We start from the raw sequence: 23,026 nt of genomic DNA on the forward strand, positions 1-23,026 counted from the left end.
GCCGCTGGGGGCCCGGCCCCACCATGAATACCGTCCCCCGCGGGTGGGCGGGGCCACACCCCCCCGCCCCCGCCACGTCCGTAAGCCTATCCGCCCTCGGGTGAAGGCTCACTCTCGTGGCGGCTCGAGCGGAGGTGTCGCGGTGGCCACGCCCGCGCATCTCGGCTGGTTCGCGGGCCTGTGCCCAGGTCCGCCGATGCTGGGCGGTCGACCTCGTGCCTTCCATGCCGCGTCGGCACTCATGAATGTTTGCTAGACATTTGCCTGGGTAGAACCGGCACACGTCAGCCCTCAGTCCCGGAAGGCCCGATGCCATGGTTGTCAGGCTCGACCCCCGCCGCTTCCGCGCGCTGATCGGCGCGCGGTCACCGTCGGCGAATCCGGGGGCGGCATGATCGGCTACTACATCCATCACCACGGCTGCGGGCACCTGCTGCGAGCGCAGTGTATTCGCGCGCACATCGATCAACCGGTCGTCGCGCTGTCCTCGTTGTCGCCGGCAAGCCACCAAGGCTTCGACGACACGGTGGAGTTGCCCGCAGGCGACCGGGCCGCGGGAGCCGACGACCCGACCGCGGGCGGGATGCTGCACTGGGTGCCACGCCGTGATCCCGGCCTCGCCGATCGGATGGCGGCGGTCGCCGCCTGGATCGCCGACACCCGCCCCGACGCCCTGGTGGTGGACGTGTCGGTGGAGGTCGCGCTGCTGGCCAGGTTGCACGGTGTGCCGGTCGTGGCGATGGCGCTGCCGGGTACCCGGACGGACCCGGCACATCAGATGCTGCACCGCATCGCCGAACGATTGATCGCGGCGTGGCCGCGCGGGCTCTACGACCCGTCGTGGCTGCACCCGTATGCCGACAAGACCCACTACGTCGGCGGCATCACCCGCTTCGCCGAGCGCGTGCCGGCCCGGTCGGTCCGCGGGGACGAGCGCCCTGTGGTCCTGGTACTGGCGGGAGCAGGTGGCGCACCGTTCACCGCAGCGATGGTTCGCGCGTGCGCGCAGCGCCACCGCCGATACCGGTGGCGCACTCTCGGATCGGGTGACTGGGTCGACGACCCGTGGCCGCAGCTGTGCGAGGCCGACGTGATCGTCTCGCACGCCGGTCAGAGCGCTGTCGCCGACATCGCCGCCGCGGGCAAACCGGCCATCCTGATCCCGGCGGAGCGCCCGTTCGGTGAGCAGCACGCGACCGGTCGCGCTCTGGCCGCCGCGGGCATGGCGCTCACCCTCGACCGCCGGCCGGACCTCGACGGCTGGCCCGCGCTCGTGGAGCGGGCGCGGGCGCTGGATACGGATCGCTGGCGGTGGTGGCATACCCGGGGTGCGGCGGCACGAGCCGCGGCGGCTGTCAACGAGATCGACGCACGCGGCCTTTGTTCCGCGTCGTGAGAACCGCCGCGTCGTGAGAACCGCCGCCATCACCATCGCGGCCGGGCGTACGGCGCATGGTGCGGCTCGGCGCGGGACTCCCGACTCCGGCCCGACCACCACGTCGGGGTCGTCATGAGTTACCCGGCAGCACGTGCGCGGGCATCCGGCGCGCCGCGTACCGATGCGAGGGGCCGGTCGCCACTGTCGTCGTCGGTGCCGCGATCCGGGTGCGGAGACCCCGCTCGGGCAATAGCCGAGTTCTGGTGTTACTCGGCGTGAACCGCGTCCACCGCAGAATAAGATGATGTTGTCACCTCGGGAGGTGAGCGGTCGGGACGTTGCGCTTCGATCGGCGGGATTCACGGTGAGACGCTGCAGGTAGGAGCATACTGACGCGATGAACGAATCGGGCGACCGAATCGTGGACACGGCTGAAGGAGCGGTAGCCCGGGTGGTCGGGGCGGGGACGCCCCAGACGACGGGAAGCTTCCGGTTCTGGTTCGCCGATCAGCGGTGGGAGTGGTCGGACGAAGTCGCCGCGATGCACGGCTACGCGCCCGACACGGTGACGCCGACGACGGAGTTGCTGCTCGCGCACAAACACCCCGAGGACCGGGATCACGTCGCCGAGGCGATCGAGAAGTCGGTTCGCAACGCCGAACCGTTCTGCAGCCGCCACCGCATCATCGACACCGCCGGTGCGCCGCACCACGTCATCGTGCTGGGCGACACGATGACCGACAAGGACGGCACCGTAGTCGGCACCGCGGGTTACTACGTGGACCTGACGGCCACGATCGCCGAGGAGCGGCAGGATCTCCTCGACGGCACCCTGCCGAAACTGTTCGAGGCACGCGCACTGATCGAGCAGGCCAAGGGGGTGCTGATGCGGATCTACCGGATCAACGCCGACCAGGCCTTCCACGTCTTGCAGTGGCGTTCGCAGGAGACCAACGTCAAGTTGCGCGACTTGGCCGCCCAGCTCATCGCCGAGATCGACGACTTGCCCCCGGCTCCGCCATCGGTGCAGACCGCCTTCGACCACATGCTGCTGACTCTGCACGAGCGCGTCCCGAAGTCGTGATGTCGGATCGTCGGCACGACGCGATTCCGGCCTAGTGGCCGCGCAGCACGGCGCCGACCCCGTCGCGCAGGCCGGCCACGGCGTCGACCAGCGTGATCTCGGCCCCGATGGCCAACGCGGCCACCGGCAGGGCTTCGTCGGCGCGGCGCATCTCACCGGTCGAGCCGTTCGTGGCCGAGCCGATCACGAAGTTCGGCGCGGCACCGGCGAGCACCAAGCGGTCGCCCAGCGCCGTGCGGTCCAGCAGTAGTCGCTCCACGGTGGCGGCGCGCAACGCGGTCGTGGTCGCGGCCAGCCCGGCCACCGCCAGGCCGTCCGGGCGCTCGATCTCGGCGGTGAAGCGCTCGAGCACCCGACGGCGTCGCTGCGCCACCACGCGGTGCAGGATGTCGCGAACCTCCGCGTCGAGGGCCTTCGGGTCCGAAGCCGGTGTCAGCGTGCCGGATCGGGCCTCGATGACGTCCCGGCCCTTCGCGTCGAACGCCGCGCGCAGCTGCGCGCGAGCCCGAGCTTCTCCGGCGAGCACGACCACTTCCGCGTGCACGGTGTCGGCCAGCCGGTCCAGTTCATGCGCGAACTGGCGAATGTCGCGATGCGCGGTGTCCTCGACGCGGTGGCGAATCGTACGACGAGACCGGTCGTCGCGCCGGAGCTCGGGCACCGGCTGGTCCAGGCACCGGAGGGATTCCTCCAGTTCGCTGCCATGACCGTCGAGCGAATAGAGTTCCGAGCCCACCCGGTCCACGAGTGCGACGACATGCGGGACCTTCTCGGCCTGCATCTCGATGAGGGGTAGCAGGTAGGGAAGGGGCGAAACCCGGACGGTCTCGGTGTCCGGTGGCCAAGGCAAGCGTTCGTCGGCGAGCACCTCGGTCTCGTCGGCGATGAGCAGCCTGCCGTAGCGCCCTCGCGCCGCTGGGTGCAGGGTGATCGCCTGGGCCAGCAGCCGCCGGATCCGTGGCCGGGCCCCGCTGCGGTCCAGCTCGGCGTCGATCGAGCGCCAATGCAGCTCGGACGGACCGCCCGCGCCCTCGGTGTCGTGGGAAGTGTCGAAACAGACCGATGCGAAGGGGCCGTGCTTCGAGAGTATCCGCCGGAGGTCCGCCATCGGTATCACCTGGTTTCCCTGGCCATGGACGCTCTCGCTCGGGAGCTTCGGCAAACGTCTAGCGTTCGCTCGGCCCGGGAAATTCGCGCTCGAGTGACTTCGTCGTGTGTCCCGAAGGCTTCGATTCGGCGAACCACAGTGGGTGAGTACCCCGGCGTGTCGTGCCGAATCAGGGCACCCGGATCTGCGGGCACGGTGTACGGAATCGTGATCATTCTGCTGTTTCGTTGTGCGCGAAGTGGTTTCGGCCAACTTTCCATCGGCTCGGAGCGCCGGTGGGTGAGGTTCGGGGGATGGTTGATGAGCGCCGCTCGCCGATGGGTGGTCACCACTCGGGATCAATCCGCGAGAGTTGGCCCCGCGACGCTGCCCGGTTCGGCAATCGTTCGGCCATTGAGGAGCGGCCACCTGCGAAAGGTGGGGCCGGCGCCGCAGGCCGCGGGCGCCGGCGAACTTCGCCGATCCGAACGCGGCCGACCGCGAGGAGGGCGGTCGGCCGCCACGAAGCCGGGGATCGAGGAGTTCAACGCGGTCGGAGGGCGGGCGCCTCGAGCCCGGCGCGGTGAGCGATTTTCGGCGTCCTGCTCTTTTTCGGTTTCGTGTAATAAAGCTGTTCTAATGTCCGTTTTTACTGTTCAGCGGGCCGCAATCACCCAAGCAACCGCTTGGTGTCCGGATCGTAAACCGAAAAGATCGGTTTGTTTCAGGTGGGCTGTGGTAAATGTGGAGGTATCGGATCGACAGCGCGGTCGTCCGATAAACGGGGCGAGGAACCCGCGCTGCTCGACGTTCAGCCGATTCGAAGCGCTCTGTCGCTGATTACCGGCGGCGCACGAACACGAGGGCTCTCCGCAAGAATGTGTACGACTACGTGCACCAGCGCAGAGGAACGTCATCGTGATCGAGAAGCCCGAAGCGCCCGTCGCCGCGGACGACGAAGAACGAGATCGGATCGTATGGCCCGACCCGAGCCCGCTCAGCGGCTGGTGGGCCGAAGTCATGGCCCATCGCCGGATCACCCGGCCACACACCTCCGCCGCGGACCCGCGGCACAACTGACCCGAACCGGCGGGTTCGTCCACCTTTCGCGACGTGCGGAGGGTACGCGACGAACGCCGTGTGCGGGCCGGCATCGGCGGCCGCGGCATCGGCGCGTATTTGCGGGCTGTGCGCTGCTCTATAGCGCCGTAGTCCGAATACCGCCCGTGAAAGTGTTTGCGCCGCAGGGCCGGAAACGCCGCGCCGACGTGCCGGTGACGTAAATCGCTTGTCGTGGCATGCGCACGACAGCACGAGGGCCACAAAATTCGCTGAGCGCCTCTGCGACATACATCTTCGAGCCGTTCGAAATGGAAGGTTCGGTCGAGTTCCGCCGAATCGTCGAAGACGCCCGCCCCGAACGAGTCTCGCGAATTGCGGGGCTCGTTCGGTGTGCCGTCCACGTGGTTGCCTACTGCCTTCCCGCCGAACCGTCGGCGCTCGTGTCTCGGAGCCCCAACAGGTTTGGCGTCTGCTTCAATGGGTGGTCAGAATCGGCCGAGGACACGGGGGCGTCATGTCCGGCACCAGAGCTGTCTCCTTCCGAGGAGTCGATGTGCTCGAAGACCTGCTGCGCTGGTTGGTGCGGCGACCGCCGCGCGGGGAGCGGATGCTGCCGATGGTGGGTCTCTGTGGTGACCTCACCAATGTCGAGGCATGCCTGGACATGTTCGGCTCGGCACTCGGCGGCGCGGTGCACGTGGCCGTAGACGTGGACGTCCTCGACCCCTTGCCGGAGGGCAGCTCGCTGGTCGAGGACACCACGCCGGGCCTGACCGTTTTGCGGCAACTGCTCTACAACATGTGCAAGGGGTTGTCGGCGGACCGCTTCGGGCGTCTGCGCCCATTGCCTTTCCGGCGCTACCGGTTGGCCGAATGGTTGATGGCGCGCAAACTGAGTTCCGACAACGAACTCGACGAACTGGCGTCGCTGTTGCGCAAGGACTTCGGCCGTTGGGGCGAGGAATTGCTGGGCGAAGCCCAGGCCACGGTGGGCACGGTACAACGAATCCTGTTGGGCGTTTTGCGTATCGTTCTGCCCACGGCGGTGTTCCGGGCGCGCACGGGCGGGCGGATTCCCGGCGTGGGACGTGAGTTCCGGTGGTTCATGCGCCAGCAGTATCTCGCGCCGGAACAGTCCAGCCAGTTCGTCGGATTCGCCCACCGTCTCACCGAGGGCGCCCGCCGCCAAGAGCACGCCGAGCATCTGGCCAAGCTGCTGGTGCATGCCTTTCTCGAAGACCTGCGGGTCGCCTACCGCCGTCGATGGTGGAGCATCGGCGCCGCACGGCGCACCACCTATCCGGTCGTGATCCTGCGCGCTCTCGACGGCGAAGCCGGTCCACGGCTGCTGGATCTGATCAACGACATCCGCAACGAGACCGGCAAGGACGACCCGCTGCTGGTGGTGGCAGGCACGCGGACAGCGCCGTCGGGCGTCACCGCGCGACCCGCATACCGGGTGCGGCGGTTGTACGAGATCTGGGTGGAGGAGTTGCCCGTCGCGCGGCAGCGGCAGCGCCCGCGGGCCTGGCAGTTGTGGTTCGCCGTGCCCGCGACCGGCTCCGACGACGACGAGGCGGACCCGTTCCGCCGGATCGAGGTCCCGGCGCCGCCGTGGTGGGCACGACGGGCGTTGTCGGCGAGCGTGGTGTTCCTGGTGGCGGTGCTGGCGGTGGCGGCGGGCGGGTTCGCGACCTGGCGGCCGTGGCACGCGGGGGAACCCGTGTGCGCCACCGGAACGGCCGTCGAGTGGGTGCGCGTCGTCCCCGGTACGGACGGCAACTGCGTCGGTTTCAGCGCATACGACCCGGACGATCCCGACTCCGGCGGGCGGGGCTTCCTGTTCGCGCGCGACGAACCGGGCAGTCGCCGCCTGGTGGAAGCACAGCGGCGGGTGTACAAGCAGAACCTGCTGGCCGAGCGGCTGGCCGAACAGCAGCCGGCGCGGCCGCTGTTCACCCTCGTCTATTTCGGTCAGTTGACCGGCGTTCCGGGCGATTACCCCGCGCAGAGCGAGGACATCGAGGGCTTGGCGCTGGCTCAGTACAACGCGCTCGAATCGGTCGCGTTGTCCGACGCCGTCACGCCCGACACGGTCCCGCTGATCCGGCTGCTGCTCGCGAATACCGGTCCGGCCAATCTGCAGGGTCTCCAAGTCGTCGAGCTGCTGACGCCGCTCATCGAGGCGGAGCCGAGCATCGTCGGCGCGATCGGGCTCGATCAGAGCCGGATCGCGACGCTGGGGATGATCAACTCGCTGACCGGCCTCGGCATTCCGATGGTGGCGCCCAGTTTGTCGGCCGACGAGATGGTGCTGTCCTCGCCGCTGTACTTCCAGATCGCCCCGCCGAACCACGCGATCGCCGACATGATCAAGCAGTACCTGAACTCCCTTCCCGGGCTGGCCGGGCGCGGCGTCCGGATCTACCATCGGCCCGACCCGACCGATCTCTACACCGAGAACATGGCTGCGGACCTGCACATCCTCGCGGCCGACGGCCGGGCGATCTGGGACGGCTCCTGGGACCAGCGTGATGCCTTCACCGGGTCGGACAACACCGACGCATGCGACGAGGTGCTGTTCTTCGCGGGCCGGGATTCGGAGTTCCCCGACTTCCTGCAGAGCCTCAACAAAGCGTGCGGCGACCAGCGGGTGATGCTGATCGCGGACGACTCGGTCAACCGGTTCATGGCCAGCGTGGACCGGCGCAGGGCGGCCAACAGTGCGCGCCCGCTGGTCTACGTGGCCAAAGCGAGCCTGGTGACCTGCCGGAACAAAGGCCAGGGATTCCGCAGCCGGGTCGAGTTCTACCACCTCGCCACCACCGTGGACCCGGACATCCCGAGCTGGAACGCCTGCGCCGAGGCGGACAAGCCGCTAGGCGAGCGTGTCCAGCTGCATCCGCTGGGGGAGCGGGTCGCGTTGGCCTACGACGCGGTCGGGTTGTTCGTACGGGCAGTACAAGCACTGGCCCCGGCCGTGTCCGGGGTCTGGACCGAGCCGATCCCGATCAGCGCGGCCGCGGTGTGGGCCGCCCTGCGTGACCTGCCCCGGCATCCGGTGATCGAGTCCAGCAGTGGCGTGCTGGACTTCTCGGTCAGTCAGGGCGCCCACGCCGGCCGGGTGGCGCACGACAAGTGGGTGGGCATGCTCAGCGTGGAGCAGATCTGGGATCCCTCGACCAACGCCGAACCCGTGATGATCTACGGCTGCGGCCGGGCGAGCGCCGAGGACACGGCGCGGTGTCGTCCCTACCCCCTCGGCGGCGGCTGAGCGGCCTGCGCCGCGTCCGGCTCCCGCATAGCGCTCAGCGGCTCGGCCAGCTCCTCGAGCGACCGCCCTTCCGCCCGTACGCCGTAGGCCAGTTCGACCAAACCCGCCGCGAACATGGCGAGCGCGCCGATGGTGAACGCCAAGGCGGTCTTCCCGAGGTCTCCGTCGGAGGACAATTCGGCGAACACCAACGGTCCCGCGACGCCGCCCGCGACGGTCCCGATCGCATAGAAGAAGGCGATGGCCATGGCGCGAGTCTCCATCGGGAAGATCTCGCTGACGGTCAAGTAGGCGGCGCTGGCGCCGCACGAGGCGACGAACAGCACGGCGGTCCAGCAGGCGGTGAGGGTCGTCGCGGTCAGGTGGCCGCCCGCGAAAAGCCATGCGGTGCCCAGCAACAGCACCGCCGATCCGAGGTAGCTGCCCGCGATCATCGGCTTGCGCCCGATCGTGTCGAACAGCTTGCCCAGCAGCAGCGGACCGAGGAAGTTGCCGAAACAGAGGACCGCGAAGTAGTAGCCGACCCGATCGTCCGGAATGCCGAACGATCTGGACAGGATGAGCGCGTAGTTGAACGTGATGGCGTTGTAGAGGAATGCCTGCCCGATGAACAGCGACAACCCGAGGACACTGCGCCGTGGATAGTGCCGCACCATCACTGCCGCGATCTCCCGGAAGGAGATGGTGCGCCGCTGCTTGATCCGGATCTGTTGATCGGAGACATCCGCGAGCGCCGTGCCGGTGTCGGCCCGGACCTCCTCCTCGATCGCGGCGACGGTTTGTTCGGCTCGGTCCTCGCGTCCGTGGATGAACATCCAGCGGGGGCTCTCCGGGACATGCCTGCGCACCAGCAGGATGACCAGACCGAACACGGCGCCGAGCGCGAAGGTCAACCGCCAGCCCACATTCGGCGGGAACAGATCGGTGTTGAGCGCGATGATGGACAGCAACGCGCCGCCGACGGCACCGAGCCAGTAGGTGCCGTTGATGACGATGTCGATGCGTCCGCGGTATTTCTTCGGGATCAACTCGTCGACGGCGGAATTGATCGCCGCGTATTCGCCGCCGATGCCGAAACCGGTGAGGAAGCGGAAGAAGACGAACCACCACATCGAGAACGACAGGGCTGTCATCGCGGTCGCGAAAAGGTACACCGCGAGGGTGATCAGGAACAGCTTCTTCCGGCCGAATCGGTCGGTCAGCCAACCGAAGAAGAGCGCGCCGGAGCCGGCGCCCGCGACGTACAGGGCCGCGGCGAGGCCGGAAACCTGTGCGGCCGTGATGTTCAGGCCACTGTCCGGTTCCGACAATCTACTGGCCACACTGCCGACGACGGTCACCTCGAGCCCGTCGAGGATCCAGACCGATCCCAGCCCGATCACGACCATCCAGTGCCACTTCGACCACGTCAAGCGGTCCAGCCGGGCGGGGATGTCGGTTGATATGGTCCGCACGGATCACCACCTTCAGAAGACTGAGGTTCGTTTACCCCGAGCCGCCGCGACCAACCGCCGTGGTCGGCTAGGCTCGCACAGCGACTGAAACATGTTCTAGAAAGTGGCCCGCCGATGAAGACGATCTATGCGCTGTGGGGCGTTGGCGACCTGCTGACCGCCGATCCGGTGTCTCGCCTGTCCGGTGCAGGCGCGGTGCAGGCGAACATCTCGGACGCGGCGGTCGAGATGGCGATGCTGCGGATCACGACGTTCGACGCGCCGGTGCAGGCCGTCGTCAGCGTCTGGTGGGCGGGAACACCGCAGCCGGAGGCGGCCGAGCGGGCGCTCGGCGCCGTGGCGGAGCGGGTAGCCGGCTGGCACGTCGAGGAGGCGACGCCGATTCCGCCGCCGGTCACCGCATTACACGAGCGGGCGCCGGGATTGTCGAACATCGCTTTCCTGCGCGAACCGGATGACCTGTCACACACCGAATGGCTGGATCGCTGGCGTAACCATCACACCGCGATCGCCATCGAGACCCAGGCGACGTTCGGCTACGTGCAGAATCTGGTGACGGGGCCCGCCACGGCCGGTGCGCCGGAGATCGCCGGGATCGTGGAGGAGCTGTTCCCGATCGAGGCCCTCACCGATCCGCACGCCTTCTATGGCAGCGGCGGCGACGCGGCGGAGCTGGCCCGCCGAGTCGACCGCCTGATGGCCAGCGTCGCGACTTTCGGCGGCGACCGGAACCTGGATGTGGTGCCCACCAGTCGATACCGGTTGCGCTGAGTGGTTCAGCGGCCGGGGGAGCGTCCCGCCGATTCGCGCAGCGCCGCTAGTGCGGCGCGCACCGCGGGATGATCGCCCGCGCCGCGGCGATAGGCCAGATGCGTGCGCCGTCGCGTCGGCAGGGCGCCGAGTACGACGCCCGCGGGACATTCCCGGGTGCCGAATTCCGGCACCAAGGCGACGCCCTGACTCGCGGCCACGAGCGCGAGGACCGTGCCGAAGTCGTCGGCGTGGTGCCGGATCCTGGGTGTGAAGCCGGCCGCTTCGCAGGCGCGTACGGTCATCGTGTGGCACAGCGTGCCGGGAGTGCTCGCGATCCAGGGGCTTTCACGGTGCGCCGACAGCGAGTCGGTGGAACGTGCCGCGAGGTAGACGATCTCCTCGAACAGCGGCTCGCTGTGCAGGGCCGGATCGGCGGAAACCGGCACGTAGTCGTACTCCTGGATCAGCGCGACATCCAGTGTCCCCGCACGCAGCGCGTCGGGCGCCAGCGCCGGATCCAGTTCGGTGACCCGCAGTTCCAGTCTGGGATGCGCGCTGCTCAGCGTGACGAGCGCGGGAGAGAGGATGGTCCGCACGGCGGTGGGGAACGCGCCGATGCGCAGCGTCCCGGTCAGTTCGGCGCGAGTCGCGGCCAGATCGGCGGTGGCCTGCTCGAGCACCGCGAGGATTCGCTCGGTGTGCTGGACGAGAACCACGGCCGCCGGGGTGAGCCGGACGCGCCGCCCGGTTCGCGCCAGCAACGGCACACCGGCCTCCCGTTCCAGCGCGGTGAGTTGCTGGGAGACCGCCGAGGGGGTGTAAGCGAGGGCTTCCGCGACCGCGGCGATGGTTTCGCGACGCGCCAGTTCGCGCAGCAAGCTCAGCTTGCGGACATCAAGCATCAGTTCACCTTATGGTCTGCGACAGAAATGTGAACTGGATCTGATGGTTCGGTCCGTTCAGGCTTGTCCCTATGACGCTCGCAGGTCTCTTCGTCCCCTTGGTCACGCCGTTCTCCGCCGACGGCGCGCTGGCCGCCGACGCGCTGGAGCGGCTCGCCCGCGAGGTCCTCGACGACGGCGCGACCGGCATAGTCGCGCTCGGCACCACCGGTGAACCCGCGACCCTGACGGCCGCGGAACGCGCGCAGGTGGTCGCCGTCTGCGGGCGCGTCTGCCGGGAACGCGACGCGCCGCTGATCGTGGGAGTGGGATCGAACTCGACGGCGGCTTCCGTCGAAGCGCTCGCCGGCCTCGACCCCCACTGCACCGCGGCGCTCACCGTGGTCCCGTACTACACGCGTCCGTCCGAGGCGGGGGTGCTCGCGCATTTTCGCGAACTCGCCGCAGCCGGTCCCGTGCCGCTGGTCGTCTACCACATCCCGTACCGGACCGGCCTGTCCCTCGGGTTCGACACCTTGCTCGCGCTCGCCGAAATACCCGGGGTCATCGGGGTGAAGCACGCGGTCGGGGCCATCGATGACGTCACCATTGCGTTCATGAGCGCCCGGCCCGCGGACTTCGCGGTGCTGGCCGGTGACGACCTGTTCGCCGCACCGATGCTGGCCCTCGGCGCGGACGGCGCGATCGCGGCTTCGGCAGCCGTGCACACCTCGTCGTTCGCCGCGCTGGTCGGCGCGTGGCGCACCGGTCCGCTCGACGCGGCTCGATCGCTGGGCCACCGGCTCGCGACGCTGTCGGCCGCGCTGTTCGCCGAACCCAATCCCGCGGTGATCAAAGCGGTGCTCGCGGCGCAGGGTCGCATACCGAGCCCTGCGGTCCGATTGCCTCTGCTACCTGCGAGCGAGGGCGCGACGCGGGCCGCGTTGACCGCGCTCGCCGAATTCTCGGCACAAGGAACCGCCATCGACTGGTGTTGTGGCCCCGGAGATGCCACGCTCAAGCGGTGACACAACCTCCGGATACCCAGGCGGCTGGGCCCGACCCGACGACCGACAAACTCGACGCGGCCGTCTTCAAGATCGCGGGCGTCGTCGTGCTCGGCGCGATCATGTCGATTCTCGACATCACCGTCGTCAGCGTCGCGATCCCGACCTTCCAGCGGGAGTTCGACACCAGCTACGCCATCGCGGCGTGGACGATGACCGGCTACACACTCGCGCTGGCCACCGTGATCCCGCTGACCGGGTGGGCGGCCGACCGCTTCGGCACCAAGCGGCTCTACATCATGGCCCTCGTCTTCTTCGTGCTCGGCTCGCTGCTGTGCAGCACGGCGTGGAACATCGAGTCGCTGATCGCGTTCCGCGTGATCCAGGGTCTCGGCGGCGGCATGCTGATGCCGCTGGGCATGACGATCATGACCCACGCCTCGGGCCCGCATCGGGTCGGCCGGGTGATGGCGGTACTCGGCGTGCCGATGCTGCTCGGCCCGATCGGCGGCCCGATCCTGGGCGGTTGGCTGATCGAGAACTTCAGCTGGCACTGGATCTTCCTGATCAACCTGCCGATCGGCGTGGTCGCCCTGGTGCTCGCGGTCGTCGTGCTGCCGGGTGACAAGCCGGAGCCGTCGGAGTCGTTCGACTTCATCGGCATGCTGCTGGCCTCGCCCGGCCTCGCGCTGTTCCTGTTCGGCGTCTCCTCCATCCCGGAGGAGGGGACGGTGATCGCGGGGAAAGTGCTGATCCCGGCCGCTATCGGCGTGCTGCTGATGACGGCGTTCGTGTTCCACGCGCTGCGCACCGAGCACCCGCTGATCGATTTGCACCTGTTCGGCAACCGCGCGCTCACCTTCGCGGTGCTCACGATGGTGCTGTTCGCCGTCGCGTTCTTCGGGGCGGGCCTGCTGCTGCCGACCTACTTGCAGCAGGTGCGCGGTGAGTCGGCGCTGCAGGCGGGTCTGCTGCTCGCGCCGCAGGGCATCGGCGCGATGCTCAGCATGCCGGTCGCGGGCCGTTTCGTGGACAAGATCGGCCCCGGCAAGATCGTGCTCATCGGTATCGCGCTGATCTCGATCGGGACGGCCTACTTCGTCCAGCTCGACGCGGACAGCTCGTATCTCCCCATGATCGGCGCCCTGTTCGTCATGGGCCTCGGCATGGGCTGCACGATGATGCCGATCATGACCGCGGCGATCCAGACGCTGACCCACCAGCAGGTGGCCCGGGGGTCGACCCTGATGAACATCGTCAACCAGACCGCGGGCTCCATCGGCACGGCCACCATGTCGGTGGTGCTGACGAACCTGCTGAACAACGAGCCGCTCGCCCGTCCGGCGATCGCGGCGAACTTCGATCCGGCGCTGGCGAGCCAGCTTCCGCCGGGCACAGTGGAAACCGGCCTGCAGCAGGCCGCGCATGCGTTCAGCCAGACCTATGTGGTGGCGCTGGTGTTGATCGTGCTGACCTTGGTCCCGGCGTTCTTCCTGCCGCGCACCAAGCCGAAGAACCCGGAGGCGGCCGACGCGGTGACCGTGGTCCACGCGTAGCTGTAGGTGTCCCGGGATCGCCCTTCTGCCAGGCGATCCCGGGACCATGGCATCGAGCGGGCATAGCCGGACCGCCGAGCGTGTTCACCGTCGGCTTCGGAGGCCGTCGAACACGATCTCCGCAGCGCGTCGCCACGACGGCGAGCCTGTGGTCTCCCCGAGCAGCGACAGCGCCCACAACAAGTTGACGACGTCTTCGTCGGTCGCGTCGGCGCGCAGCTCGCCTGCTTCCCGGACGCGTGCGAGAACCGTCGACAGATGCGACATTCCGCGATGGCACGCCTCCGCCAGCCGAGCGGCCGCGGGATGGTCTCCGGTGAACGCCTCGAGCAGCCCGCGATCGCCGGTCAGCCTGCCGAGCAGGTCTTCGACGAACCCGGTGAACGCCGTCCACGCGTCCGGCTCGGCCGCAGCGCGGGCGGCGATCTCGTCCACCGCCGCCAGTCGCGGCGGCAGGAGGGCCTCGATCAGGGTGTCGCGGGTCGGGAAATGGTTGTACAGCGTCCCGATGCTGACGCCCGCGCGCCGCGCGATCTCCTCCAGGGAACCCTCGAGGCCCTGCTCGGTGAAAACGTCGGCCGCCTCCCGCAACAACTTCTCCCGGTTGCGGGCGGCGTCCCGGCGCAGCGGTTTGGTCACGCTGCCATCCTACAAAATCTGAGGGCGCCCTCGATTTCATGCTACGGTGAGAAATCGAGGGGGGCCTCAGATTAAGGAGAGAACATGTCGGACCATGGAACAGCGGTGATCGTCGGCGTCGGCCCCGGCCTCGGGATGTCGATGGCCCGCCGCTTCGGCCGGGAAGGGTTCCGCGTGGCGCTGATCTCGCGCAGCGATGCGCGGCACGCCGGATACCTCGCGGACCTGGCGGCGCGCGGCATCGACGCCACCGCCCACGTCGCCGATGTCACCGACCGCTCGCGGCTCGCCGCGGTACTCGGCGACATCCGCCGCGAAGGTCCGATCGGATCGGTCTACTACGGGCCGGGGCCGACGCAGCAGCCCGTGCCGATCACCGACATCGATTCCGCCACGGCGCGAACGGCCTTCGAGTGGGTGTGGCCCGCGGTGGACGTGGTGGCTGAAATGCTGCCCGGCATGCTCGATCGCGGGAACGGCGCTCTGTTCTTCGCCGGCGGCTTGTCCAGCGTCCGCCCCATGCCCATGCTCGGCCACCTCGCCCTCGCGACCGCCGCGCTGCGCAACTACGCCCTCACCCTCAACGCGGCGCTGACGGGACGCAACGTCTACGTGGGCACCCTCACCATCGGCGGACTCGTCGAACGCGGCGACATCCACACCATGGTCACGGCCGACCCGGCGCGTTTCGGCAGCCCGGAAGGTCACACCCTCGATCCGGACGAGCTGGCCGAGACGGCGTGGCAGATGTATCGCACCCGCGACCGGGCCGAAGAAGTCTTCGATGCCTTGGGCGGATGACGGCCGGGGTCAGCCGTAAAGTGCGATGAAGCGGTCGAGGGAGCGTTCGATATCGCCCTTGACCGCCCGGGCCACCCCGGCGCCGATCGGGCCGAACAGCGGCGCGCCGCCGAGTTCGATGTCGACGGTGACCTCCGAGCCCGAGCCCTTCGGGGCGACGAGCAGTTGCAGGCCCAGCTTGGTGCCGCCCTTGCCCGCGCCGGTCAGATGCAGGCGGCTCGGCGGCTCGGCGGCCCGAACCGTCCAGGTGACCCGATTGCGCAGCCCCTTCACCGAGGCGATGCCGACCAGTTGGGTGCCGACGGTCAGCTCGGTGGGCACCTCGCCGCGCCAGGCTTCGTGCATGGTCAGCCATTTGTCGAGTTCGGCGAGGTCGGAGGTGTGCGCCCAGGCCTCCTCCGGCGAGATCGGGACGTCGACCGAGACCTTCAGCTTTGCCATGGGCGCATGGTATCCGGTACCGCTGGTCCGCCCCGTTGTGAGGGCGCGGACGCTCGGCCCCGAGGTGAACACAACCCTTCGTAGTCGAATTCCAGAGCCCGGCAATACTTTTGTTGATGTGTCAGTGAGCGTCCATTCCACTGGGCGGTTCCGGCCGCCGGGAGCCGCCGCCGTCGACAGCGGTGGCCCGCCTCCGCCGAAGTCCACCTGACCTGCGGTTCCGTATGCAGCGCAAACGGGGTACGGCTTGTATGGCAGCCCAACAGTATTGCGCAGCAATGTCGCGATCGGCGGCACGTATCGTCCCAGCTCCGGGAAACCGAAAGTGTCGGTGGGATCGGCAGAGACTTCTCCGGAATGCTGCTAATGTGCGAATGGTCGGGTTCTGGTTACCGTTCGGATACGATCCGGGCGGTCGGCGATTGACATGTAATCGCCTGTCCTGCGGGCACTGTGCGGTAGGCACTCTCGGCGAGTGCCGGTGCCGCCGCGGGGTTTCCGGTACTCCGACGCGGACCCCACCGACCGGTCCGTTCATGGTCGGCAGGCGAGGGAAGGCGAGCGAAGCAGGATGGCAGTGGGCCGATTCCTCGAGACCAGTCAACGACGAAAGAACTGATGAATCAAGATATCGCCGTGGTGCTTTCATGGATCCTCGCCGCCGCTTTGGTGATCGCCGTAGCGGGGGCGTTGTACGCAGTGCAGTATGCCAAGGCTCAGCGAGCCAAGGTCGAGGCCCTGACCAGGGAACAGCGCGCGACAGAGGACACGCTCGAGCGGTTCGCCGCCACCACGCTACCCGCGGTGGCCGAATCGATCCGCCGGTTCGAGTCGCAGGTTCCCCCGGTCGAAGTCCAGGCGGGCATGGAGAATTCGCGGCTCGCGCAGATCCTGCGGTGGATCTCCGAGCGGTACGCCGACGATCTGAGCCTCATCCGCTCGGAGACCAGGGACCTGACCAACAACGAAGCGCAGCAGGCGATCAAGGCCGCCGAAGAGGCCGCGCGCAACGAGGTGGCCTCGGCGTCGCGCCAGGCGACCAGCGCCGCCGTCCGTTCCTTCGGCACCTCCGTGGTCAGCCTCGGCGCGGACGTCAGCCAGGTGGTGAGCGCCGCGCTGCGTGAGCATCGCGACGACCAGGTGTACGAAACGCTCACCCGTATCGACCACACCGTGCAGCAGATGATCCGCCAGGCGCAGTCCTACGTGATCGTCTGCGGTGGCCTGCCCGGCCGTCGCTGGCCCGCTCAGACGCTGACCGACGTGGTCGGCGGCGCCATCGGCCGCGTCCGCGAATACCTGCGGGTGCGACCCAACCAGCTCGACCGCGTCGTGATCAGCCGCGCGGTGGAACCGCTCGTGCACACGCTGGCGACCCTGCTGGACAACGCGTTGCGGTACTCCCCGCCGACTTCCTACGTGGACGTCAACTTCCAGGAGGGCCATCACGGCGACACCGTCATCATCGATGACGCGGGCGTGCGGATGAACGCCGAGCAGATGGAGGAGGCTCGCCAAGTGCTCGCGCACGAGCGGCCCGTCGACATCCACCAGCTCGGCCCTTCGCCGAAGGTCGGCTTCCCGGGTATCGCCGCGCTGGCCCGCCGCTACGGTTTCACCGTCTACATCGATGGCCCGAACGTCTACGGCGGCATGCGCGCGATGGTCTACATCCCGGAGTCGCTGCTGGTCACACCGCAGAACGTCCAGGAGGTCGCGCCCGTGACCGAGGCAAAACCGGAGCCGGCAACGGTTCCCGCGCCCGCCGCGCCGAGCGAGCAGCCCGGCGACGACGAGCATTCGCTGACGGTGAGCGAGATCACCAGCGGGGGGTTACCCAAGCGGCGACGCAGGACGGTCGCGCTAGCCCCGGTGGGGCCGCGCACCGAACCGGGGCTGGCTCGCCCCGAGGTCGCCGCAGCTTGGCATACCGGCTCCAAGAGCGGCCGCGCCGCCGCATCTGATGACACGGAAGGGATGACATCCTGATGGCCACACCCGTGACCGACAGCAGCAACAAACTGGGCTGGCTACTCGAAGATCTCAGTATCCCGGGTGTGCGGTTCGCGGTGTTGCTGTCCGACGACGGCCTGCGGATCGCGCACTCCGCGGGGATCGCTCGCGACGAGGCGGAACGCTTCTCCGCGGCGGCCTCCGGCCTGCGCTCACTCGGCAAGGCGCTCGGTGAGTTCTGCGGCGACTCCACCAACGGCGTGCGGCAGAACATGACCGAGTACGACCAGGGCATGATCCTCATCACCGCGGCGGGGGAGGGCGCGCTACTGGGCGTCGCGACCACCAACGACATCGATGTGGGCCTCGTCGCACACCGGATGAACGAGCTCGCAGGCCGGGTCGGGCGCGAGCTCGGCAGCCAGCCGCGCAGGCGCGTAGACGGCAGCGAAATGCCATGATCGAGCGCAGCGAGCGAGTCAAAGGTACTGCGCCGCTGGGCATCACGGAGCCGAGCAAGCGCGAGGTGCCGTCATGAGCAAGCCGCGGCGCGACCCGGACCTCGTCCGGGCTTATGTGCGCACCGGAGGGCGTACGCGTCCCACTCGCGAGCTGGACCTGGTCACTTTGGTCCTGACCGCCAAAGATCCACTCCCCGGCGCGTCGCCCGATGCGCGCCGGGTCATGGCCCTGTGCAGCCGTCGGGGTGCGCTGTCGATCGCCGAGATCGCGGCGTACCTCGACCTGCCGCCGTCCGTCGTCAAGATCGTCACGTCCGATCTGATGGACGGCGGGCACCTGGTCACCCCCACCCCGGCCGAGTCCCTGCCGGAGATCGCTCTGCTGGAGGAGGTACTCAATGGGCTCCGTGCTCTCGCCGTCTGATCGCGCCGTCGACTACGTGCCGGAGACCGTGACCCGCTCGGTGAAACTGCTGGTGGCCGGCAACTTCGGTGTCGGCAAGACCACGTTCGTGAGCAGCGTCTCGGAGATCAAGCCGCTGCGCACCGAGGAGACCATCACCGAGGCCAGCGTCGGCGTGGACGATATGGCCGGGCTGCCCGGCAAGTCGCAGACCACGGTCGCGATGGACTTCGGCCGCATCACGCTCAGTCCCAAACTCGCCCTCTACCTGTTCGGCACGCCGGGGCAGCAGCGTTTCGTCCCTTTGTGGGAGGAGCTGGCTCGCGGTGCGCTCGGCGCGCTCGTGCTTGTCGACACCCGTCGCATCGAGAAGTCCGACGAGGTGCTGTCGGTGCTCGAGGAGCGCGGCGTCCCGTATTCGGTGGCAGTCAACCAGTTCGAAGGAGCGCGCCCCTACCCGCTCGACGAGGTGCGCGATGCCCTCGATCTGGAACCCGGCACACCGCTGACGACGCTGGACGCGCGTGACCGGGGCACTTGCCTGCGCTCACTGATCACGCTAGTCGAATTCTTGTTCCACCGTTTGGAGTCGCGCATTTGACCACGCCGCAGTCCTCGACCTACCCCGCGCACCTATCCAGTGGCGCCTGCCCGGTCGCGCACGGATCGCCGATCGACACCGACGGCCCCCGGATCCCGCTGTACGCGGAGGGATTCGCGGCCGACCCGCACGGGGTCTACCGGGAGATGCGCAGGCGCCACGGTTCGCTGGTCCCGATCGAATTGTCGCCCGGAGTCCCCGCCACCCTGGTGATCGGATACCAGGAAGCCCTGCGGATCCTGAACGATCCTGAGCACTTTCCCGCCGATCCCCGCATCTGGCAGAAGAACATTCCCGAGGACTCGCCCATCCGGCCGATGATGGAGTGGTACCCGAACGCCCTCCGCAACAGCGGCGCCGCGCATGCCCGCTACCGGGGCGCTTACACCGCCAGCATCGACGCCATCGACCTGCACGAGGTGCACTCGATGGTCGAGCGTATCGCCATTCCGCTGATCAACACCTTCTGCGCGAAGGGCTCCGCCGATCTGGTGACGCAGTACGCGTTCCCGCTCGTCTTCGAGGTGCTCAACCGGATCGTCGGCTGCTCCACCGAACTGGGGCAGCGGGTCGCGACCGGTATGGCCATGCTGTTCGACACCGTCGAGGCGGCCAAGGGCATGCAGATGCTCTCCGAGGCATTGATGGAGCTGATCCACCAGCGCCGCGCGGAGCCCGGCGACGACGTCACGTCCCGGTTGGCCCATCACCCGGCCAAGCTCGACGACGAGGAAATGCTCTCGAACCTGATCAGCCTCTACGGTGCGGGGATCGAGCCACAGCAGAACCTGATCACCAACACGCTGCTGTTGATGCTCACCGACGACCGTTTCGGCGGTGACGTTCTGGGCGGCAGCCTGTCGACGCGCGACGCGCTGGACGAGGTGCTGTTCAACGACCCGCCGATGGCGAACTTCTGCATCACCTATCCGCGGCAACCCATCCTGGTCGACAACACCTGGTTGCCCGCGCACCAGCCGGTGCTGGTGAGTCTCGCCGCCTGCAACAACGACCCGGCCATCCGCGGCGGTGACCGCGCAGGCAACCGCTCGCATCTGGCGTGGGCGGTCGGACCGCACGCCTGCCCCGCGAAGTCGGTGGCGTCCGTGGTCGTCCAAGAAGCCATCGACCAGCTCCTCGACGCTCTCCCCGAAATGCGGCTGGCCATACCCGCGGACGAAGTGGTCTGGCGTCCCGGCCCTTTCCACCGGGCGTTGGCGGCCCTGCCGGTCGTCTTCCCCAAGTCCCCTCCGTTGAACCTGGTGTAAGGAGAGCGTCCGATGTCGCAAGAGCCGATTGTCTTGGACCTGACCGGTTCCGATATCCAAGGCGAGGCTGCGCGGCTGCGCGAGCGTGGGCCGGTGGCCCTGGTGGAACTGCCCGGCGGGGTGCCCGCGTGGTCCATCACCGATGCCGTCGTGCTGAAGAGCCTGCTGGCCGACCCCCGCGTGTCGAAGGATCCCCGGCAGCACTGGGCGGCGTTCATGAACGGCGAGATCACCGAGGAGTGGCCGCTGCACCCCTGGGTGGCGGTCGACAATATGTTCACCGCCTACGGCGCCGAACATCGGCGGCTGCGCAAGCTGGTCGCGCCCGCGTTCACGCACCGTCGCACCGTGGCGCTTCGACCGCGCATCGAAGCAATCACCGCCGAGCTGCTCGACCGCCTCGCGGCGACCCCGCGTGGCACGGCGGTCGACCTGCGTGAGGGCTACGCCTACCCGGTGCCCATCCAGGTCATCACCGAACTGATGGGTGTGCCCGAACATCTGGGCCCCGGCGTGCGGAAATGCGTCGACGGGTTCTTCGACACCTCGTTCGGGCCGGAGGCGGCCCAGGCCAACTATCTCGAGATGTTCCGGCTGATCAGCGAACTCGTGGCATACCGTCGGGAGACGCCCGGCGACGACATCACGAGCGTGCTGATCGCCAGCCGGGACGAGGAGGACGGCTCGCGGCTGGCCGAGAAGGAACTCGTCGACACGCTGATGCTGGTCATCAACGCCGGGCACGAGACGACGGTGAACCTGCTCGATCAGGCCATCTACGCGTTGCTCACTCGCCCGGATCAGCGAGCCGACGTGGTGGAGGGCCGGACCCCCTGGTCGGATGTGGTGGAGGAGTCGCTGCGCTTCGAGGCGCCGGTCGCGCACCTGCCGCTGCGCTACGCCGTCGAGGACATCGACATCGCGGGCGTCCGGATTCCCAAGGGTGAGGCGATCCTGGCCTCCTACGTGGCGGCCAACCGCGATCCGAAGGTGCACGGCGCCACCGCGGGCGAGTTCGACGTGCGTCGGTCGGTCAAGGAGCATTTGGCTTTCGGCTACGGAGCGCACCACTGCCTGGGCGCGCCGCTGGCCCGGCTGGAAGCGGAGATCGCCCTCCCGGCGCTCTTCCGTCGCTTCCCGGACATGCGCCTGGCGGCCGACCCGTCCGAGCTGCGCCCCGTGCCCAGCTTCATCTCCAACGGTCACTCCGAGCTGCCGGTGTTCCTGGAGGCTGCGGAGTAGTCCGGCCCGTACGGGCTTTGCGATCACACCTGTCGGCAGCGGAGTTCGTTCGTCCCGTGCAGGACTCGATCACCCGCGTATCCCTCGCGGATACGCGGTGTTCCGCCGCGGGTGGAGAGGGTGTCCGCCGACACCCGATCGCCTCGATTTCGCGCACGAGATATGCTGTGCCCCAGTGGATTACGGCGTAGAGTCGGATCCAGCCACGTCCGCACGACGACCCGGCCTCCGGCTGGGCACGTGTCATGCGCCTACCCTGCTCGTCGAACGTTCCGTCTTTGGAGTCACGTTTTGACCACCCCACAGTCCTCGTCATCGTCCGCGCTGTCGTCGGGCGGCTGCCCCGTCCGGCACGGCTCACCGGTCGGCCCCGATGGTCCCCGGGTCGCGCTGTACTCGGATGAATTCGCCGCGGATCCCCATAGTGTCTATCGAGAGATGCGCCGCCGGTACGGTTCGCTGGTGCCGGTGGAACTGGCGCCCGGCGTGCCGGCCACGCTGGTGATCGGTTACCACACCGCCTTGCGCATCCTGAACGATCCCGACCATTTCCCGGCCGATTCGCGGACCTGGCAGAAGAACGTCCCCAGCGACTGCCCGGTCTTGCCGCTGCTGGAATGGCGTCCGGCGGCGATCCGCAACTCCGGCCCGGAGCACACCCGTTACCGGCAGGCCACGGTCGCGGGCATCGATGAGATCGACCAATTCGCACTGCAGGCCACGGTGGAGCGGATCGCCGTTCCGCTGATCAACAGCTTCTGCGGCGACGGCTCGGCCGACCTGATCGCGCAGTACGCGTTCCCGCTGTCGTTCGCGGTGATCAACGCCATGCTCGGTTGCCCACCCGACATCGGACAGCGGGCGGCGATGGGACTGGCCGCGATGTTCGAGGGCGTGGATGCCGAGCAGGGCAACGCGATGTTCAATGACGCGATGTCGGAACTGGTGGCGCTGAAACGATCCCAGCCCGGCGACGACATCGTCTCCCGCATATTGCAGCACCCCGTCGATTTCGACGACACGGAGATGGTCCAGCAGGTGCTGATGCTCTACGGCGCGGGCATCGAGCCGCAGCAGAACCTGATCATCAACACCCTGCGGCTGATGCTCACCGACCAGCGGTTCGCCGGCGGCATCATCGGTGGCAGCCTGTCGACGCGGGACGCGTTGGACGAGGTGTTGTTCACCGATCCGCCGCTGTCGAACTATTGCGTCACGTTTCCACGTCAGCCGATCCTGATCGACGGTGTCTGGCTACCGGCGCACCAGCCGGTGGTCATCAGCATGGCCGGATGCAACAACGATCCCGCGATCAACACGGGCGTATACACCGACAACCGGTCTCATCTCGCATGGAGCGTCGGGCCGCATGCCTGCCCGGCCCGATCGGTGGCCTATCTGATCGCCCAGGACGCGATTGATCAGCTGCTCGACGCGTTGCCCGAGATGCGGCTGGCCGTTCCCGCCGAAGAACTGGCCTGGCGGCCGGGCCCGTTTCACCGTTCGCTCACCGCGCTGCCGATTGTCTTCCCCGAATCCCCTCCATTGCCTGTCTTCCCGGACCAGCAGGGGAGCGAACCGGCCTAGCCGCGAGCCGTCCGGCGATGGTAGGAACGCGGGATCGCGATTCAGAAGGGAGGCAGCCGCTCAGAGGCCGCCTGCGCACATGCCGACGAGGGTG

General features: G+C 68.3%; 20 protein-coding genes. 15 read left to right on the forward strand and 5 right to left on the reverse strand.

All coding sequences use genetic code 11. The annotated features are described in order from the left end of the window. The first annotated feature begins 391 nt into the window (after positions 1-391). Together GVY39_RS19920 and GVY39_RS19925 are read left to right on the forward strand one after the other, a co-directional pair. The gene (locus GVY39_RS19920) at positions 392-1,396 is read left to right on the forward strand and encodes a glycosyltransferase (protein ID WP_159926724.1); all 1,005 of its coding nucleotides are present in this window, start codon (positions 392-394) and stop codon (positions 1,394-1,396) included. A 379-nt stretch (positions 1,397-1,775) separates the two neighbouring features. Then, the gene (locus GVY39_RS19925) at positions 1,776-2,462 is read left to right on the forward strand and encodes a PAS and ANTAR domain-containing protein (protein ID WP_159926726.1); all 687 of its coding nucleotides are present in this window, start codon (positions 1,776-1,778) and stop codon (positions 2,460-2,462) included. Positions 2,463-2,493: 31 nt separating this feature from the next. Here the strand turns inward: GVY39_RS19925 and GVY39_RS19930 are convergent, their stop codons facing one another. Beyond that, positions 2,494-3,570 (reverse strand): hypothetical protein, encoded by a 1,077-nt coding sequence (locus tag GVY39_RS19930; protein ID WP_159926728.1) that lies wholly within the window; start codon positions 3,568-3,570, stop codon positions 2,494-2,496. An 897-nt stretch (positions 3,571-4,467) separates the two neighbouring features. Here GVY39_RS19930 and GVY39_RS19935 point away from each other — a divergent pair. Beyond that, a complete protein-coding gene (locus GVY39_RS19935; RefSeq protein WP_159926730.1) occupies positions 4,468-4,629 on the forward strand; it encodes a hypothetical protein in 162 nt (53 codons plus the stop codon). A gap of 496 nt (positions 4,630-5,125) precedes the next feature. Further along, on the forward strand, positions 5,126-7,885 hold the full coding sequence (locus GVY39_RS19940) for a hypothetical protein (protein WP_159926732.1): 2,760 nt from the start codon (positions 5,126-5,128) through the stop codon (positions 7,883-7,885). On the opposite strand, the gene GVY39_RS19945 is transcribed toward GVY39_RS19940, so the two are convergent. Beyond that, entirely contained in the window at positions 7,864-9,339 is a 1,476-nt protein-coding gene (locus GVY39_RS19945) for an MFS transporter (RefSeq protein WP_201295276.1), read from the reverse strand. The two genes, GVY39_RS19940 and GVY39_RS19945, sit on opposite strands and share 22 nt — an antisense overlap. 114 nt (positions 9,340-9,453) lie before the next feature. Between GVY39_RS19945 and GVY39_RS19950 the strand changes: the two genes are divergently transcribed. Then, positions 9,454-10,110 (forward strand): EthD domain-containing protein, encoded by a 657-nt coding sequence (locus GVY39_RS19950; RefSeq protein ID WP_159926734.1) that lies wholly within the window; start codon positions 9,454-9,456, stop codon positions 10,108-10,110. A gap of 5 nt (positions 10,111-10,115) precedes the next feature. Here the strand turns inward: GVY39_RS19950 and GVY39_RS19955 are convergent, their stop codons facing one another. Beyond that, positions 10,116-10,994: a LysR family transcriptional regulator gene (locus GVY39_RS19955; RefSeq protein WP_159926736.1), complete on the reverse strand. Its 879-nt coding sequence runs from the start codon at positions 10,992-10,994 to the stop codon at positions 10,116-10,118. A 71-nt stretch (positions 10,995-11,065) separates the two neighbouring features. Between GVY39_RS19955 and dapA the strand changes: the two genes are divergently transcribed. Both dapA and GVY39_RS19965 read left to right on the forward strand, forming a co-directional pair. Then, complete coding sequence (gene dapA / locus GVY39_RS19960) at positions 11,066-12,001, forward strand: 4-hydroxy-tetrahydrodipicolinate synthase (protein WP_159926738.1); 936 nt, start codon at positions 11,066-11,068, stop codon at positions 11,999-12,001. Next, entirely contained in the window at positions 11,998-13,536 is a 1,539-nt protein-coding gene (locus tag GVY39_RS19965; protein ID WP_159926740.1) for a DHA2 family efflux MFS transporter permease subunit, read from the forward strand. Before dapA ends, GVY39_RS19965 begins: the two co-directional genes overlap by 4 nt. An 84-nt stretch (positions 13,537-13,620) precedes the next feature. Here GVY39_RS19965 and GVY39_RS19970 read toward each other — a convergent pair whose 3' ends face one another. Then, entirely contained in the window at positions 13,621-14,175 is a 555-nt protein-coding gene (locus tag GVY39_RS19970) for a TetR/AcrR family transcriptional regulator (RefSeq protein ID WP_159926742.1), read from the reverse strand. An 84-nt stretch (positions 14,176-14,259) separates the two neighbouring features. Here GVY39_RS19970 and GVY39_RS19975 point away from each other — a divergent pair, with 84 nt between their 5' ends. Beyond that, positions 14,260-14,976: an SDR family NAD(P)-dependent oxidoreductase gene (locus GVY39_RS19975; protein WP_159926744.1), complete on the forward strand. Its 717-nt coding sequence runs from the start codon at positions 14,260-14,262 to the stop codon at positions 14,974-14,976. Positions 14,977-14,985: 9 nt separating this feature from the next. Here the strand turns inward: GVY39_RS19975 and GVY39_RS19980 are convergent, their stop codons facing one another. After that, a complete protein-coding gene (locus tag GVY39_RS19980) occupies positions 14,986-15,417 on the reverse strand; it encodes an SRPBCC family protein (protein WP_159926746.1) in 432 nt (143 codons plus the stop codon). 618 nt (positions 15,418-16,035) lie between these two features. Here GVY39_RS19980 and GVY39_RS19985 point away from each other — a divergent pair. From GVY39_RS19985 to GVY39_RS20015, 7 genes are all read left to right on the forward strand, one after another. Next, positions 16,036-17,406 carry a sensor histidine kinase gene (locus tag GVY39_RS19985; RefSeq protein WP_159926748.1) on the forward strand — a complete coding sequence of 457 codons (1,371 nt, stop codon included), beginning with the start codon at positions 16,036-16,038 and terminating at the stop codon, positions 17,404-17,406. Continuing rightward, the gene (locus GVY39_RS19990) at positions 17,406-17,831 is read left to right on the forward strand and encodes a roadblock/LC7 domain-containing protein (RefSeq protein ID WP_159926750.1); all 426 of its coding nucleotides are present in this window, start codon (positions 17,406-17,408) and stop codon (positions 17,829-17,831) included. Before GVY39_RS19985 ends, GVY39_RS19990 begins: the two co-directional genes overlap by 1 nt. A 73-nt stretch (positions 17,832-17,904) precedes the next feature. Further along, positions 17,905-18,255, forward strand: a complete 351-nt coding sequence (locus GVY39_RS19995) for a DUF742 domain-containing protein (RefSeq protein ID WP_159926752.1) — start codon at positions 17,905-17,907, stop codon at positions 18,253-18,255. Beyond that, positions 18,230-18,835, forward strand: a complete 606-nt coding sequence (locus tag GVY39_RS20000; RefSeq protein WP_159926754.1) for an ATP/GTP-binding protein — start codon at positions 18,230-18,232, stop codon at positions 18,833-18,835. Before GVY39_RS19995 ends, GVY39_RS20000 begins: the two co-directional genes overlap by 26 nt. Beyond that, on the forward strand, positions 18,832-20,103 hold the full coding sequence (locus tag GVY39_RS20005; RefSeq protein ID WP_159926756.1) for a cytochrome P450: 1,272 nt from the start codon (positions 18,832-18,834) through the stop codon (positions 20,101-20,103). Before GVY39_RS20000 ends, GVY39_RS20005 begins: the two co-directional genes overlap by 4 nt. Positions 20,104-20,115: 12 nt before the next feature. Continuing rightward, entirely contained in the window at positions 20,116-21,345 is a 1,230-nt protein-coding gene (locus GVY39_RS20010) for a cytochrome P450 (RefSeq protein ID WP_159926766.1), read from the forward strand. A 291-nt stretch (positions 21,346-21,636) separates the two neighbouring features. Beyond that, complete coding sequence (locus GVY39_RS20015; protein ID WP_370523807.1) at positions 21,637-22,932, forward strand: cytochrome P450; 1,296 nt, start codon at positions 21,637-21,639, stop codon at positions 22,930-22,932. Positions 22,933-23,026: the final 94 nt, after the last annotated feature.

The sequence above is a fragment of the Nocardia sp. CY15 genome (assembly GCF_009829295.1).
GTDB classification, from domain to species: Bacteria; Actinomycetota; Actinomycetes; order Mycobacteriales; family Mycobacteriaceae; genus Nocardia; species Nocardia sputi.